Here is a 16,483-nt window from a genome sequence, read left to right on the forward strand (position 1 = left end):
GGTTATCTATGTGAGAAAGAAGAAGATTGGGGTATTGGTTGCGCTTTCGGCGCGTTCGGTTTGACCCAGGTCCGGTAGGCAATCACCAGCAACACGATCCATACCGCGCCGACGATCAGCGCCGCCCGGCTGTCCGGGAAATAGCCCAGTACGCCAAATACGAACAGCATGAACACGATCGCGGCTGCAGGTGCATACGGCCAGAACGGCACCTTGAATTTCAGTTGCGCAACCTCTTCGCTGTTCATGGAGCGGCGCATGGCGACCTGAGTGAGCAGGATCATCAGCCAGACCCAGACCGTGGCGAAGGTCGCGATGGACGCGATCAACAGGAACACGTTTTCCGGGATCAAGTAGTTGAGGACCACGCCGCCAAGCAGCGCTGCGCCCATGATCACCACGGTCATCCATGGCACGCCCTGACGGGACAGCAGAGCAAAGCTTTTCGGCGCCTGACCTTGCTCGGCCAGGCTGTACATCATGCGTCCGGCACCGAAGATATCGCTGTTGATCGCCGACACAGCGGCCGAAATCACCACGATATTGAGGACCATTGCTGCCGAGGAGATGCCCAGATTATTGAAAATCTGCACGAACGGACTGCCTTGGCTGCCAATCTGCGACCAGGGGTAGATCGACATCAGCACGAACAACGTCAGCACGTAGAACAGCAAAATACGCATCGGCACAGCATTGATCGCGCTGGGGATCACTCGTTGCGGGTCTTTGGCTTCGCCCGCAGTAATCCCGATGATTTCGATGCCGCCGAAGGCGAACATGACCACCGCCAACGAGGCAACCAGACCGCCGATGCCATTGGGCATGAAGCCGCCATGGGCCCAAAGATTACTGATACTCGCAACCGTCTCGGTGGTGGAAGCGCCGGTCGCGGACGAGCTGATACCGAACAGCATGATGCCGAAACCGCCGAGGATCATCGCAACGATGGCGCCGACCTTGAGCAGTGACAGCCAGAACTCCATTTCACCGAAGACTTTGACGGCGCACAGGTTAAGCGCGCCGATCAGGAACACGATGCCCAGCACCCAGATCCAGCGCGGTACTTCGGGGAACCAGAACCCCATGTAAATGCCGAACGCGGTCACATCGGCGAGGCCGACGATGACCATTTCAAAGGCGTAGGTCCAGCCGAGGACAAAGCCGGCGAGGGGACCGAGATACGTACTGGCGTATTGGCCGAATGAGCCAGATACAGGGTTGTGCACGGCCATTTCGCCGAGGGCGCGCATCACCATGAAGACCGCCGCGCCACCGATCAGATAGGCCAGCAACACCGCTGGACCTGCCATTTGGATCGCCGATGCGGAGCCATAGAACAAACCGGTGCCGATGGCTGAGCCAAGGGCCATGAATCGAATATGCCGAGCGGAGAGTCCTCGCTTCAGCCCCGTTGAACCTTGTTTCATATCGCTTCCCTTGTTGTTTTTGTATGGCGATAAGCGGTGCGAATCCCGATGTCGGAGTTCGCACCGCTTCTTCCCATAGCGAATCAGACTAGATTCGGAAATGACTTACAGACTTGGCAACAAATTGGCAGGTACCAGCGTGTTCAAGCAGTTGGACGCCAGCAATTGGCTGGCGGCTTCGATGTCCGGCGCGAAGAAGCGGTCCTTGTCGTAGAACGGCACTTTGCTGCGCAGGGTGGTGCGGGCTTGTTCGAGCTTCGGAGAGGATTTCAGGCCATCGCGGAAATCCAGGCCCTGGCAGGCCGCCAGCCATTCTACGGCAAGAATGCCACGCACGTTTTCAGCCATTTCCCACAGACGCTTGCCAGCGGCGGGGGCCATGGAGACGTGGTCTTCCTGGTTGGCGGAAGTCGGAATGCTGTCGACGCTGTGCGGGTGAGCCAATGCCTTGTTCTCGCTGGCCAATGCGGCAGCGGTCACCTGAGCGATCATGAAGCCGGAGTTCACGCCGCCATTGGCTACCAGGAACGGCGGCAATTGCGACATGTGTTTGTCCATCATCAACGAGATGCGACGCTCGCTGAGGGCACCGATTTCAGCAAAAGCCAAGGCCAGGTTATCGGCAGCCATGGCGACCGGTTCGGCATGGAAGTTCCCGCCCGAGATCACTTCGCCTTCAGCGGCGAACACCAGCGGGTTGTCGGAAACGGCATTGGATTCGACGGCCAGTACTTCAGCGGCCTGACGCAGCTGGGTCAGGCAAGCGCCCATGACCTGTGGCTGGCAGCGCAGCGAGTACGGATCCTGAACCTTGTCGCAATCGCGGTGGGATTCGGAAATCTCGCTGCCTTCGCCCAGCAGGTCGCGGTAGCAGGCTGCGGCGTCGATCTGGCCGCGTTGACCGCGAGCAGCATGAATACGGGCATCGAACGGCGCACGCGAGCCCAGTACCGCTTCGACTGTCAGCGAGCCACAGGCCAGCGCAGCGGCGAACAGGTCTTCGCCTTCGAACAAACCACGCAACGCAAACGCAGTGGAGACTTGAGTGCCGTTGAGCAGCGCCAGACCTTCCTTGGCCGCCAGCGTCAGCGGTTTCAGCCCGGCGATGGCCAGCGCATCAGTCGCTTGCAGCCATTCGCCTTTATGACGGGCTTTGCCTTCGCCCAGCAGGACCAGGGACATATGGGCCAGCGGCGCGAGATCGCCGGATGCGCCGACTGAACCTTTGAGCGGAATGTGCGGATAAACCTCGGCGTTGATCAGCGCGATCAAGGCGTCGATCACCTGGCGGCGAATACCGGAGAAACCACGGCTGAGGCTATTGACCTTGAGCACCATGATCAAGCGTACCAGCTCATCGCTGATTGGCTGACCGACCCCGGCCGCGTGGGACAGCACCAGCGAGCGCTGGAGGTTCTCAAGGTCTTCGCTGGCGATGCGCGTCGATGCCAACAGACCGAAGCCGGTGTTGATACCGTAAGCAGTACGGTTTTCGGCGAGGATCTGTTCGACGCAGGCCACGCTGTTCTCGATCTGTTGCGAGGCGCTTTCATGTAGGCGAAGTGTTACCGGGTGTTGGTAAATGGCTCGCAGTTGCGCCAGGGTCAGTTGGCCAGGAATCAGGTTTAACGTAGTCACGTTGATACTCCATTGAGCGTCTGGATTTCTGCCGATCGTTTGGAGCCAACTCCTGTCGGCTGCGCCTTGTGAGCGCGCGCATCGGCAACTTTTGAAAACCGGTGTTCACAGCAAATTAGGGAACACCGTTTGTAGCAATTCATCGTTTTTGAGGAGGGTCGCGCTGCGGGCGATATCCGGCGCCAGCCAGCGGTCCTCGTCATACGCGGGAATGGATTCGCGCAACAGGCGCCAGGCCGCGTCGGTACCGACGCCGAAGCCAGATTCTGTGCCCGGCAACTTGAGAAACTCGAAGGCTTGACCCGCCAGCAGGTATTCAATGGCGAGGATCTGCGTGGCGTTTTCAAGCGCACGGTGCAGTTTGAGCGCGGCATTGGTGCCCATGCTCAAATGATCCTCCTGCAAACCCGATGTCACGAAGTTGTCGACGACCGCCGGTTGCGCCAGTTGGCGGTTTTCCGCACACAGCGAAGCGGCGACGTACTGCACGATCATCATCCCGGAGTTGACCCCGGGCTTGCTGACCAGAAACGCCGGCAAGCCGCTGACCAACGGGTTGATCAAGCGGTCCAGACGGCGCTCGGCAATCGCGCCGATTTCCGCCACGGCTATCGTCAGCAGATCGGTGGCCATGGCCACTGATTGCCCATGCGGGTTGGCTTGGGAAACCACGCGATAAGCGTCTGGTGTGCCCAGCAGCAGCGGGTTGTCAGTGACCGAGTTCAGTTCGGTTTCGATCTGCCGGGTGGCATGTTCGAGCTGATCACGGGTTGCGCCGTGTACCTGCGGAATCGAGCGGATGCTCAAGGCGTCCTGGGTGCGAATGCCGTGGCTGTTGGCGATGATCTGGCTGCCGTCGAGCAGGCCGCGCAGGTTGCTGCCGACTTTCTGCATGCCCGGATGAGGCTTGAGGGCGATGATTTCTTCGTCGAACGCGTCCAGTTGGCCGCGCAGCGCTTCGAAGCTCATGGCGCCGATCACATCGGCCCATCGGGTCAGACGTTGTGCGTCAGCGAGCGCCAGACAGCTTAGGCCGGTCATGCACGGCGTACCGTTGACCAGACACAGGCCGTCCTTGGCACCCAGCGCCACCGGTGCCAGACCTTCCTTGGCCAGCGCCTGCTGTGCGGAAACAATCTGTCCGCGATAGCTGACCTGGCCCACGCCCAGCAAGGTAATGCCGATGTGAGCCATGTGGGTCAGATAACCCACCGAACCTTGAGACGGCACTTGCGGGGTGATCTGCCGATTGAGCAGCGCCAGCAGGCCCTCGACTACACGCCGATGCAGTCCGGATTTACCCTGGCTGAAGTTGATGATTGCCGCGCAGATGATCGCCCGGGTTTGCTCGTCGGCCAATGGCGCACCGACGCCGCATGCATGGCTGAGCAACGTGTTGCGCGAAAGCTGGCTGAGTTGCTCGCCTTCGAGCGACACGTTGCACAACGCGCCCAGACCGGTACTGACGCCATAGGCGCGCTCGCCATTGGCGACGATGCGCTGCACGATGGCCTGGGCATTGTCGATGCGCACCCAGGCGCTTGCCGACAGCTCCAGGGGAACGCCATGTCGCGCCACAGCCACAACATCTTGCCAACGTAGCGGCACGTCACCGATCACGATTTTTTCAGCTAACGACATCTTTGGAACGCTCCTGGATAACTTGAGTTCTACTGACGCTTTCCCCTGTAGGAGCGCGCTTGCCCGCGATCGCTTCGGAGTCGCGCTCGACCGAAGCAGTCGCAAAAATAGGGGATTCACCCTCGCCGGAAGGTCGTACCGACCTTATCGCGGGCAAGCGCGCTCCTACAGTCATGGCGTCATCGCGCATCAAATCGCCGACACCCGCCGCTGGACAAAACGATCAACGTATTCGTCGGCGGGCGAGTAAAGAATTTCTTTTGGGGTACCCACCTGAATCAACCGACCGTCCTTGAGGATGGCGATGCGGTTGCCGATTCGCACGGCCTCGTCGAGATCGTGGGTGATGAATACGATGGTTTTTTGCAGGCTTTTTTGCAGCTCCAGCAACTGGTCCTGCATCTCGGCGCGGATCAGCGGATCGAGGGCGCTGAAGGCTTCATCCATCAGGATGATGTCAGTGTCGGCCGCCAAAGCGCGAGCCAGACCGACCCGTTGGCGCATGCCGCCAGACAATTGATGCGGGTATTTATTTTCGTAACCCTTTAGACCTACGGTCTCGATCCAGTGCATGGCACGTTCAGCGCAGAACTCTTTGGTGTCGCCACGGACTTTCAGGCCGTACGCCACGTTCTCCACCACGGTCCTGTGCGGCAGCAGGCCGAAGCTCTGGAACACCATGCTGATCTTGTGCCGACGGAATTGGCGCAAGGCTTCCATGTCGTAGCGCAGGATGTCTTCGCCATCCACCAGAATCTCGCCGCTGGTGGGGTCGATCAGGCGATTGAAGTGGCGCACCAGCGTCGATTTGCCGGAGCCGGACAAGCCCATGATCACGAAGATTTCACCGCTGCCGATGGACAGCGACAGATCGTTGACCCCGATCACGCAGCCGGTTTCAGCCAGCACCTGATCCTTGGATTTGTTCTGCTGGATCATCCGCAGTGCATCTGCGGAACGGTCGCCGAAGATCTTGAAGACGTTTTTGACGACGATTTTGTTCATCTCTGCGTCACTCATTTGCTCGCCTCATGCCGTGGCCGTCCATAGGCCTGCGTAATGCGGTCGATCACCACCGCGAGAATCACGATCGCCAGCCCTGCCTCCAGGCCGCGTCCGATATTGAGGGTTTGAATCCCGACCAGCACGTCTTCACCCAGCCCGCGAGCGCCGATCATTGACGCGATGACCACCATCGACAGAGCCATCATGGTGGTCTGGTTGATCCCGGCCATGATGCTCGGCAGGGCCAGCGGCAGTTGCACACCGAACAGTTGTTGCCAGCGATTGGCGCCGAACGCGTTGATTGCTTCCATCACTTCACCGTCGACCTGGCGGATGCCCAGATCGGTCAGACGGATCAGCGGCGGTGCGGCGTAGATGACCGTGGCGAAAATCGCCGGCACCTTGCCCAGGCCGAACAGCATCAGCACGGGAATCAGGTACACGAAGCTGGGCATGGTCTGCATGATGTCCAGCAAGGGCATCAGTACTGAACGCAGGCGATTGCTGCGCGCCGAGAGAATGCCCAATGGAATGCCGATCAGTACCGAAATAAGGGTCGCCACCAGCATCAGGGCGAGGGTTTGCATCAGTTTGTCCCACAGGCCCACGGCACCGACCAGAAACAGCAGGCCGACGATGACGGCCGTGGTGACCAACTTGCGTGTGGCGTGCCAGGCGATACCGCCGACGATTGCCAGCATCAGCCACCAGGGCGTCATGCGCAGCACGCCTTCGAGGTTGACGATGGCCCACAGCAGGGTGTCGGAGATTTGCCGGAACACATCGCCGTAGTTGGTGACCAGGGTGTCGACCCAGTCATTGACCCAGTTGGCGATTGAGAAAGTAAAGCTTTCGGGGAACATAAAAGGCTCTCGATCAAGTAGGAGTAGCGAGACGGCTAATAAGCCGTTCAGCTTAGGCGATTCGCTGTGCACGTTGATCGTCCGTATTTGATTCATGTTCAACGAATCTACGAACAGTTCCATCGTTTCAGCACGACGAATCGCTTCAGCCTTCACGGTTTCCCCCACTAACGAGTGCTTTTCTCGACCGTCAGTTCATCGCTGGTTGGGTCTTGGTGCCTGTTGAGGTTGCCTGGATCGGTTGGCTGTCTACCGGCAGAATCAGGCGATCAGGGATCGTGCTGTGCCATTTTTTGGCGATCAGGTAGTACATGGCAGCCGGTACGACCAGGCCGATGATCCAGGAAATGTCGGTATCGCCCAGGCTTTCTACCAGCGGGCCGGTGTAGAACTGGGTGTTAATGAACGGCATCTGAATCAACACGCCCACTACGTAAACACCGAGACCGATCCAGTTCCAGCGACCGTAACGGCCATCGGGATCAGACAGTGCCGGGATGTCGTAGCGTTCTTTGGTGACGCAATAGAAGTCCACCAGGTTGATCGCGCTCCAGGGCGTAAAGAACGCCAGCAGGAACAGGATGAACGCGGAGAAGTCCTTGAGGAACGAATCCTTGCCCAGCAAGGCCAACGCCGTTGCGGCACAGACCATGCCCAGGATGTACGTCAGGCGTACAGCGCTGGAGATGTTACGGCTGCCACGGAAGCCACTGACGATGGTCGCGATCGACATGAAGCTGCCGTAAGCGTTGAGGGTGGTAATGGTGACCTTGCCGAATGCCACGCTGAAATACAGCAGGGCCGCGACAACGCCGGTGCCGCCGAGGCTGACGATGAACGACACTTCGTGGTGGGCGAATGTTTTACCCGCCAACGCCGCTGCGAACACGCCGAACACCATCGCCGCTTGCGCACCAATGATCGAACCCAGGCCGACGGCCCAGAAGGTTTTCACCGCCGAGGTACTGCGCGGCAAATACCGCGAGTAGTCCGCCACGTAAGGGCCGAACGCGATTTGCCAGGACGCCGACAGCGAAATCGCCAACAGGAAGCTGGCCAGGGAAAAGTGTTTGTTGCCCAACAGCGCGCCGACGTCATTGCCCGCGAGCAAGGCGCCGAACAGATAGATGAACGCAATCACCCCGATCACGCTCGCCACTCGGCCGATCGCGTGAATGGCCCGGTAACCGAAGATGGCCGCCACCACGATCAGCGTGGCGAAGATAACGATGCCTTGCCAGTCCGGCACATGAATTAACTGCGCTACCGCTTGCCCGGCCAGCACTGAACCACTGGCCGAAAACCCGATGTACATCAGGCACACCAACACCAGCGGAATCACTGCCCCATACACGCCAAACTGCACGCGGCTGGAGATCATTTGCGGCAGGCCCAGTTTCGGACCCTGCGCGGCGTGCAACGCCATCACACCACCGCCCAGCAGTTGGCCGACCAGCAAGCCGATCAGCGACCAGAACACATCACCGCCCAGCACCACGGCCAACGCCCCGGTGACAATCGCGGTGATCTGCAGGTTGGCACCCAACCACAAGGTAAATTGACTGAACAGACGACCATGTCTTTCCCTGTCAGGGATGTAATCGATCGAACGCCTTTCGATCAATGATGTGTTGGCAGTGCGATCATCTGGAACAGCCATGCGACCACCTCTATGGGGGAATGCAGAAATGTGTAGGAGCGGGCTTGCAACTACGCGTCCCGCCGCGATAGCGGTGTGTCAGACACACCGCATCAAGCGGATCGCAGGCAAGCCAGCTCCTACAGGTTTGAAACAATCAGCGCTTGATCATCGGCAGGTTCAGGCCCTGCTCTTTGGCGCAATCGATCGCGATCTGATAACCCGCGTCGGCGTGGCGCATAACGCCGGTAGCCGGGTCGTTGTGCAGTACGCGAGCGATGCGTTCGGCCGCTTCATCGGTACCGTCGCAGACAATCACCATGCCCGAGTGCTGAGAGAAGCCCATGCCGACGCCGCCGCCGTGGTGCAGGGAAACCCAGGTCGCGCCGCTCGCGGTGTTGAGCAGGGCGTTGAGCAATGGCCAGTCAGACACGGCATCGGAGCCATCCTGCATGGATTCGGTTTCACGGTTCGGGCTGGCGACCGAGCCGGAGTCCAGGTGGTCACGACCGATTACGATAGGTGCCGACAACTCGCCGCTGCGGACCATTTCGTTGAACGCCAGACCGAGCTTGGCGCGCAGACCCAGGCCGACCCAGCAGATACGTGCCGGCAGACCCTGGAAGGCGATGCGTTCACGGGCCATGTCCAGCCAGTTGTGCAGGTGAGCGTCGTCCGGGATCAGTTCTTTGACCTTGGCGTCAGTCTTGTAGATGTCTTCCGCGTCGCCAGACAGGGCAGCCCAACGGAATGGACCGATGCCACGGCAGAACAGTGGACGGATATAGGCGGGTACGAAGCCTGGGAAGTCGAATGCGTTTTCCACGCCTTCTTCCTGGGCCATCTGACGGATGTTGTTGCCGTAGTCGAAGGTCGGGATCCCGGCTTTCTGGAAGTCCAGCATGGCCTGCACATGCACTGCCATGGACTGCTTGGCGGCCTTGATCACCGCAGCTGGCTCAGTCTTGGCGCGGTCACGGTACTGAGCCCAGGTCCAACCGATCGGCAGGTAACCATTGAGCGGGTCGTGGGCGCTGGTCTGGTCGGTGACCATGTCCGGACGCACGCCGCGACGGACCATTTCCGGGAGGATTTCGGCCGCGTTACCGCACAGTGCGATGGAGATCGCCTTGCCTTCGGCGGTGTACTTGGCGATACGTGCCAGAGCGTCGTCGAGGTCTGTGGCTTGCTCGTCGACGTAGCGGGTCTTCAGGCGGAAATCGATGCTGATCTGCTGGCATTCGATGTTCAGCGAGCAAGCACCGGCCAGGGTCGCGGCCAGAGGCTGGGCGCCGCCCATGCCACCGAGACCGGCGGTCAGCACCCAACGGCCTTTCAGGTTGTCGTTGTAGTGTTGGCGACCGGCTTCGACGAAAGTTTCGTAGGTGCCTTGAACGATGCCCTGGCTGCCGATGTAGATCCAGCTGCCTGCGGTCATCTGGCCATACATGGCCAGGCCTTTGGCATCCAGTTCGTTGAAGTGTTCCCAGCTGGCCCAGTGCGGTACCAGGTTGGAGTTGGCGATCAGTACGCGCGGGGCGTTAGTGTGAGTCTTGAACACGCCGACCGGTTTGCCGGATTGCACCAGCAGGGTTTCGTCGTCATTCAGGTTGGTCAGGCTTTCGACGATTTTGTCGTAGCATTCCCAGTTGCGCGCGGCGCGGCCGATACCACCGTAAACCACTAGCTCTTTCGGGTTTTCGGCGACTTCAGGGTCGAGGTTATTCATCAACATCCGCAACGGCGCTTCGGTCATCCAGCTTTTGGCTGTCAGCTTGGTGCCACGAGCGGCGCGGATTTCGACGTTACGGTATTTGGTAGGGTGTTGGTTATTCTCAGTCACGAAAAAACTCCTCAGCGATCAATCCAAACCAGCCCAGACAGTGGGCAAGCCGGCCTGTGTCGAGCATCTCGAAACAGACGAAACAGGTTTAGCAAGTAAATACAGCCGTTCAAATGCATGGGGAGCGGGGTGGTTACCGTCACGCTCCTGCGCACACATCTTTACTTGTACATACAAGCATATGCAATTGAAAGACCAACTCCATTTATAGGTCAGTACGAAAATTGTAAAAATCGCTGTAAGCCCCGGAATAAAGGGGTTTCGTGAAGGCTGAAAGAGATGATGGTTTTTTTGCGAGGGGTTGAGGACTGTTACCGGGAGGCGTTTTTGCGCCGTATTGGGGCGTTCGGTAACAATTTGCGAGGTGTTGGTGCGCGAAGGGAAACGGCTTTAAACGGTCGCTATACAGATCGGCCGCAGCATTTTCGCCTTGTCTTCGACGCCGCACAGCTAAGCTCTGAGTTTCGCCTCAGCACAGTTCGGAACTGTTCAGGAACTTCTGTAGGTTGACAAATCAACAATAAAATATAGCGCTGTCAACCCGAAGGGGGGCGCATGATAAACGATCGAATCCGACGGGTCAGGCTACTTCGAGGTCTGTCTCTTGATGCCTTGGCGCAGCGACTGGGCGATATTACCAAGCAAGCGTTGAGCAAATACGAGAAGGGGCAACGCGTCCCGGATTCTGCGCGCCTGCTGCAATTGGCAGGCGCCCTGGATGTAAGCCCGGAATACTTTTTCCAGACCGATGCCGTCCCGCTGGCGCCTCTTGAGTTCCGCAAGCTGGCGAAAATGCCTAAGTGCTGGCAACAGCATGTAGAGGAGCAAATTCGCGAGCATCTGGAGCGCTACATTGCTCTGGAAAGCTGTTTCGACCCAGCGGATATCCAGACTCCTGCCACTCCAGCATGCATGCTACCGGTTACCTCGATCAAGGATGCAGAGTTGGCAGCAGAGGCGTTGCGCAAACATTGGCAAATTGGTGGGGATGCGATAGCCAATTTCACCAAGTTGCTGGAAGAGCACGGTATCAAGGCTGCGCTGCTGGATGGCCCGAACGACTTTGACGGGGCCTGCGCGTCTACCCAGGATGGTCTGTATGTGTTGATTGCCCTTAATGCTCAGCGACCGGGTGAGCGCATGCGTTTCACTGCCGCGCATGAACTGGGACATTGGGTTATGTGTTTGCCAAATGAAATGCCTGAACAGGATAAAGAACGTTGCTGTCATCGTTTTGCCGGGGCGTTTCTTTATCCCGCTGGCTGTGTGACGGGAGACTTTGGCAGTCATCAGCGCGCCCGTGTTCATCCTCAAGAGCTGTTGATCGCCAAGCGCCAATATGGGCTCTCGATGCATGCGGCGTTACATCGTCTGAAGGATCTCCAACTGCTCAGCGATGAGGGTTATAAGTCGCTGAGCATCCAGTTCAGTGAAAATGGTTGGCGCAAGGCTGAACCCGAGCCCTTACCCTGCAAGGCACCGCAGCGTTTCGAATCGCTGGTGTTTCGGGGGCTGGCCGAGGGCCTATTGACTCAGTCACGTGCAGCAGAGCTTCTGCGTAAGCCAATAAGCGCGCTGGACTCCTGTCTATCGGGCTTATTGGGGAGTGCATGAGTTTGGGTTGCGCGTCCGGCTAATCGTAGTGGCTGGCGGTGTTCTTCACGTCGGCCAGTTCGGGGTGGGCAACCAGTTTGTCGATGTGCAGTTCGTCGTTGTTCAGCCAGGTCTCGGTGAGCACGCGGTAGTGCTCCATGTCTCGGCAGCGCATGCGCAAGCTGTAGTCGAACGGGCCACTGATGAGCTGGCATTCGAACACTTGCGGGCACGTTTTGACGCACGCCTCGAAGGCTTTTTGGGCGGCGCGCCCGCTCTGGTTGGAGAGGGCGACCAACACCAGCAATGACAGTCCCGGCGAAACGACTTTGACATCAATGATGGCGCCATAGCCTCTAATCACGCCGCGTCTCTCAAGCTTGCGCACCCGCTCCAGGCAGGGCCTTGGAGTCAGGTGAACCAGCGATGAAAGTTTCTCGTAGGTGATCCGTCCGTTATGGCGCAGGACATCGAGAATGGCTTCGTCGATGCGATCCAGAGGGGCTGCGCCAAGCGCTTCGTTATCCTTCGTTGCCATCGGTTGTTCTTTTCACTTCAATCGGTTGGATAGAAATTGCTTAAGTCGGTCGCTGTTCGGGTGGTCGAGGATTTCAGGCCCGCCCTGTTCTTCGATCCGGCCTTGATGCAGGAACAGCACTTGGCTTGAGACTTGCCGCGCAAATCCCATTTCATGAGTGACCATCACCATGGTACGACCTTCCTCAGCCAACGTCTGTATGACCTTGAGGACCTCGCCTACCAGCTCCGGATCGAGGGCTGAAGTCGGTTCGTCGAGCAGAATGATTTCCGGCTCCATGGCCAGAGCACGAGCGATAGCGACGCGTTGCTGTTGGCCGCCCGAGAGAAACGCCGGGTACTGATCGGCGACCCGCAACGGCAGTCCTACCTTGTCCAGATAGAGGCGTGCGCGTGCTTCCGCCACTTGCTGGCTGAGCCCCAGCACTCGGCGTGGGGCCATGCAGATGTTTTCCAGCACGGTCATGTGGCTCCACAGGTTGAAGTGCTGAAAGACCATGGCCAGGCGCGTACGCAAGTTTTGCAATTGAGCCTGGTGCGGGGATCGGGTTCCGCTCCTGCCCTTGCGCATCTCGATGGTCTGGCCATCAAGAGTGATGCTGCCGGCATCGGGTTGTTCCAGAAAGTTAATGCAGCGCAGCATGGTGCTTTTTCCGGAGCCGCTGGCGCCGATCATGCTGATGACATCGCCGCTTCTGGCCTGCAAGGAGACACCCTTGAGCACCTCATGGTCGCCATAGTGTTTGTATAACGCTTCGACCCTGAGCTTGATGGTCTCGCTGGCGGCGTGACTGCTGGCAGTCGGGAGGGGGTGGAGTGTGGCGCTCATCTGAGGCGACAGGGTCTGGACAGGCTTATTCATGGGTTAGCCTCGGCTAGGAGTCAGGAAACGCATCCAGCGGCGTTCGGCCAGGCGAAACAGGCCAACGAGCACGAAGGACAGCAACATGTACAGCAGGGCGGCGATCCCGAATGACTGGAAGGTCAAGAAGGTCGCCGCGTTGGCGTCCCGGGCCACCTTGAGGATGTCGCCGATGGTCGCGGTAAAGGCCAGTGAGGTGGCATGCAGCATCAGGATCAATTCATTGCCATAGGCTGGCAACGCACGGCGTAAGGCTGCCGGGATCAGCACGAACAGGTATAGGCGCCAGCCGTAGAGTCCATAAGCCCGAGCGGCTTCGATTTCGCCATGGGACAGGTTGCGAATGGCCCCGGCAAAAATCTCCACGGTGTAGGCGCAGGTATTGAGGACGAACGCCAGCAGCGTGCAGTTGAGCGCATCGCGAAAGAAACTGTCGAGCAAGGCGTTTGTGCGCACGGCCTCCAGACCGTAAATGCCGGTGTAGCAGATCAGTAGCTGGATATACAGCGGCGTGCCGCGGAACAACCAGGTGTAAAACTCCACCGGCCAGCGCAGCCAGACGTGCTCTGAAACCCGTGCAACGGCTAACGGGATAGAGATGAAGAAACCGAGCACGATGGTAATGATGAACAGCCAGAGCGTCATGGCCAGGCCTGACAAGCCGTTGCCATCGCTCCAGAGAAATGCCTGCCCATATTGCTGAAGTAATTCGATCATCGTGTCAGCCCCTTGATGCCAATGTTGTAGCGTCGTTCCAGGCGTTTGAAGATGCGGCTGGAGAAGGTCGTGATCAGCAAATAGACCAGCGCCGCGATGATCAGGAAGTACAGGGTGTTGTTGGTGGACTTGCCGGCGTTTTGCGCCGCCTTGACCAGATCCGACAGGCCAATGATCGAGACCAGTGCGGTGGACTTGAGCAGGACCAACCAGTTATTGCCCAGCCCCGGTAGGGCAAAGCGCATCATTTGCGGGAACATCACCAGGCTGAAACGTTGGGCCTTGCCCAGGCCGTAAGCGGTTGCGGCTTCGAGTTGGCCGTTGGGGACACTGAGAATCGCCCCACGAAAGTTCTCGGCGAAATAGGCGCCATAGATAAAACCCAGGGTGATGACGCCGGCGCTGAAAGGATCGATTTCAAGGTAACTCCAGCCGAGTGTTTCGGTCAGGTCGTTGAGCCACAGTTGCAGGCTGTAGAAAATCAGCAGGATCAGTACCAGATCCGGAACGCTGCGCACCAGTGTGGTGTACATCGTTGCGGGCACCCGCAACAGGCGCACGGACGAAAGTTTGGCGCTGGCACCGATCAGCCCGAGCGTCAGGCTCAGCAACAGTGAGATCAAGGCCAGCTTGATCGTCATCCAGGTCCCTTGGGCGAGCATGGGGCCGAAGCCCTGCAGGCTGAAGGCTTGCAAGCCTGTCCAGTTGAGGAAGTCATTCACGGGGAAGATCTCGGTAAGACGTGAGTCGAAAACCTGCATTGGCCCGCCCCTGCTGTAGGGAACGGGCCAGTGGCAAGAGGATCACTCGTTGTAGATGTTCAGGTCGCCGACGTACTTTTTCTGGATCTTCAAATAGGTGCCGTCAGCATGCAGGGCGGCGATGCCCTTGTTGATCAGTGCCTTTAGCTCGCTGTCATCTTTGCGCAGTCCCACAGCAATGATGGAGGGCAGGCCAGGGTCTTGAATGCCCCGGCCGCTCTTGAAGTCGGCACCTTTGGCGGACGACAGGAAGTTCAGTTCGGCTTCCAGTTTGTCGGTGACGATGGCATCGAGCCGTCCGTTGGTCAGGTCAGCGTAGTTCTGGTCCTGGGCTTGATAAGCCTTCACCAGGACGCCCAGCGGGGCCAGCTTGGTGCGGGCGTAGACCTCTTGCAGAGAACCTTGCAGCACACCGACGTGCTTGCCTTTGAGGGACTCTGGCGTATCGCCGAAGGTCGCGCCCTTGCGGGTTATCACGGAGGTCGGGCTGAGGATCAGTTTGTCGCTGAAGTCGATCTGCTTTTCCCGGGGGGGGGTGGCCGTCATGGACGATATGATCGCGTCGAATTTGCGTGCGCGCAGCGCCGGAATCATGCCGTCGAAGTCGTTGGTGACCCACGTGCATTTGATTTCGAGTTTGGCGCAAATCGCATTGCCCAGCTCAATGTCGAAACCTTGCAGGCTGCCATCGGCGGCTACGCTTTCGAAGGGTGGGTAATCGGGGAAAACACCCAAGCGGATTTCTTTCCATTCCTGAGCCTGGGCCGCGCTTGCGCAGAGCGGGAGGAGCAGCACGGTTAACAGCTTACGAATCGGAGTCATATGAAGTGTCCCTGTGTCTTGTTGTTGAATTAAGGGCAGTAAAGGTCCGCCGCGCTGCTGCGCGGCAGGGGATCAGGCGCGTTTTTTCTGGGCCATCAGGGTTTGCGGTTGAAGCCGGGCGAACAGGTCTTTCGGATTTTTGAGCTCAGGAACCAGCTCGATCTCGCTGCCCAGGTCGAGCGCTGTGGCGACGTCGAAGACGTAGCGCAAGGCTGAGTAGTCCTCCAGGGCAAAGCCCACCGAGTCGAACAGCGTGACTTCCTGATCATTGTCACGCCCCGCGACTTCACCGTTGACCACGCGCCAGAACTCGGTGACCGCTGAATCGGCGGGCATCTGCTGGATTTCGCCTTCGATGCGGCTTTGCGGTTCGTACTCGACGATCACCCGTGCGCGTTCGACGATGTCGCGATGCAGCTCGGTTTTGCCCGGGCAATCACCGCCCACGGCATTGAGGTGCATGCCGGGCTCAATCATTTCCGGGGTGAGGATGGTGGCGTTAGTCTTGTCGGCGGTCACGGTGGTGACGATATCGACGCCGCGCACAGCTTCGGCGACCGAATGGGCAATGATGACCTTGATAGCAGGGAAGCTGGCCAGGTTGGCGGCGAGCTTGCGCGTGGCCATTGCGTCGACGTCAAACAAGCGAACTTCATCGATGCCCAGCACGGCATGGAACGCCAGCGCCTGGAACTCACTCTGCGAGCCGTTGCCGATCAGTGCCATGCTTCGCGCATTACGGCGTGCCATATAGCGTGCAGCCAGAGCCGAGGTGGCTGCGGTGCGGATTGCGGTGGTCAGGGTCATTTCGCTGAGCAGCAGAGGTTTACCGCTGTCCACGTCAGCCAGGGCACCGAATGCCATCACGGTGAGCATGCCGTTCTGGGTGTTCTTCGGGTGACCATTGACGTATTTGAAGGCATACAGCGACGCGTCAGACACCGGCATCAACTCGATCACACCTTCGGGCGAGTGATTGGCCAGGCGCGCGCACTTTTCGAATGCCGGCCAGCGCAGGTAGTCCTCGCGGATGTACTCGGCCATTTCGGTCAGGCACTGGGCCAGGCCTTTTCGCGCAACCAGATGGCTCAAATCGTTGACGTCGATATAACGGGTCATGGTGATTTCCTTTTTT

Annotated in this window: 14 protein-coding genes; 1 reads left to right on the plus strand and 13 read right to left on the minus strand. The window is 58.8% G+C overall.

The genetic code is table 11. The annotated features are described in order from the left end of the window. Positions 1-2 precede the first annotated feature (2 nt). From AC1MEE_RS27600 to hutU, 7 genes are all read right to left on the minus strand, one after another. Positions 3-1,427: an amino acid permease gene (locus AC1MEE_RS27600; RefSeq protein ID WP_480412644.1), complete on the minus strand. Its 1,425-nt coding sequence runs from the start codon at positions 1,425-1,427 to the stop codon at positions 3-5. A gap of 105 nt (positions 1,428-1,532) precedes the next feature. Then, a complete protein-coding gene (gene hutH / locus AC1MEE_RS27605; protein ID WP_480412645.1) occupies positions 1,533-3,065 on the minus strand; it encodes a histidine ammonia-lyase in 1,533 nt (510 codons plus the stop codon). 105 nt (positions 3,066-3,170) lie between these two features. Next, positions 3,171-4,706: an HAL/PAL/TAL family ammonia-lyase gene (locus tag AC1MEE_RS27610; protein ID WP_480412646.1), complete on the minus strand. Its 1,536-nt coding sequence runs from the start codon at positions 4,704-4,706 to the stop codon at positions 3,171-3,173. A 189-nt stretch (positions 4,707-4,895) separates the two neighbouring features. Beyond that, positions 4,896-5,726 carry a quaternary amine ABC transporter ATP-binding protein gene (locus AC1MEE_RS27615; protein WP_480412647.1) on the minus strand — a complete coding sequence of 277 codons (831 nt, stop codon included), beginning with the start codon at positions 5,724-5,726 and terminating at the stop codon, positions 4,896-4,898. Further along, on the minus strand, positions 5,723-6,574 hold the full coding sequence (locus AC1MEE_RS27620; RefSeq protein WP_480412648.1) for an ABC transporter permease: 852 nt from the start codon (positions 6,572-6,574) through the stop codon (positions 5,723-5,725). Before AC1MEE_RS27620 ends, AC1MEE_RS27615 begins: the two co-directional genes overlap by 4 nt. Before the next feature lie 190 nt (positions 6,575-6,764). Continuing rightward, on the minus strand, positions 6,765-8,234 hold the full coding sequence (locus tag AC1MEE_RS27625) for a purine-cytosine permease family protein (RefSeq protein WP_480412649.1): 1,470 nt from the start codon (positions 8,232-8,234) through the stop codon (positions 6,765-6,767). A gap of 136 nt (positions 8,235-8,370) precedes the next feature. Further along, positions 8,371-10,056 carry a urocanate hydratase gene (gene hutU / locus AC1MEE_RS27630; RefSeq protein WP_480412650.1) on the minus strand — a complete coding sequence of 562 codons (1,686 nt, stop codon included), beginning with the start codon at positions 10,054-10,056 and terminating at the stop codon, positions 8,371-8,373. A 555-nt stretch (positions 10,057-10,611) separates the two neighbouring features. Between hutU and AC1MEE_RS27635 the strand changes: the two genes are divergently transcribed. Continuing rightward, positions 10,612-11,670, plus strand: a complete 1,059-nt coding sequence (locus AC1MEE_RS27635; RefSeq protein ID WP_480412651.1) for a helix-turn-helix domain-containing protein — start codon at positions 10,612-10,614, stop codon at positions 11,668-11,670. A 19-nt stretch (positions 11,671-11,689) separates the two neighbouring features. On the opposite strand, the gene AC1MEE_RS27640 is transcribed toward AC1MEE_RS27635, so the two are convergent. The 6 genes from AC1MEE_RS27640 to AC1MEE_RS27665 form a co-directional block, all read right to left on the minus strand. Next, positions 11,690-12,187: an Lrp/AsnC family transcriptional regulator gene (locus AC1MEE_RS27640; protein ID WP_480412652.1), complete on the minus strand. Its 498-nt coding sequence runs from the start codon at positions 12,185-12,187 to the stop codon at positions 11,690-11,692. 12 nt (positions 12,188-12,199) lie between these two features. Beyond that, positions 12,200-13,015 (minus strand): ABC transporter ATP-binding protein, encoded by an 816-nt coding sequence (locus AC1MEE_RS27645; protein ID WP_480416358.1) that lies wholly within the window; start codon positions 13,013-13,015, stop codon positions 12,200-12,202. A gap of 36 nt (positions 13,016-13,051) precedes the next feature. After that, a complete protein-coding gene (locus tag AC1MEE_RS27650) occupies positions 13,052-13,765 on the minus strand; it encodes an ABC transporter permease (RefSeq protein WP_480412653.1) in 714 nt (237 codons plus the stop codon). Further along, positions 13,762-14,487 carry an ABC transporter permease gene (locus AC1MEE_RS27655; protein ID WP_480416359.1) on the minus strand — a complete coding sequence of 242 codons (726 nt, stop codon included), beginning with the start codon at positions 14,485-14,487 and terminating at the stop codon, positions 13,762-13,764. Before AC1MEE_RS27655 ends, AC1MEE_RS27650 begins: the two co-directional genes overlap by 4 nt. A gap of 81 nt (positions 14,488-14,568) precedes the next feature. Next, a complete protein-coding gene (locus AC1MEE_RS27660; RefSeq protein ID WP_480412654.1) occupies positions 14,569-15,348 on the minus strand; it encodes a transporter substrate-binding domain-containing protein in 780 nt (259 codons plus the stop codon). Positions 15,349-15,420: 72 nt separating this feature from the next. After that, positions 15,421-16,467 (minus strand): ornithine cyclodeaminase, encoded by a 1,047-nt coding sequence (locus AC1MEE_RS27665; RefSeq protein WP_480412655.1) that lies wholly within the window; start codon positions 16,465-16,467, stop codon positions 15,421-15,423. Between the last annotated feature and the right edge of the window lie 16 nt (positions 16,468-16,483).

It is taken from the genome of Pseudomonas sp. ASL3 (genome assembly GCF_056680425.1).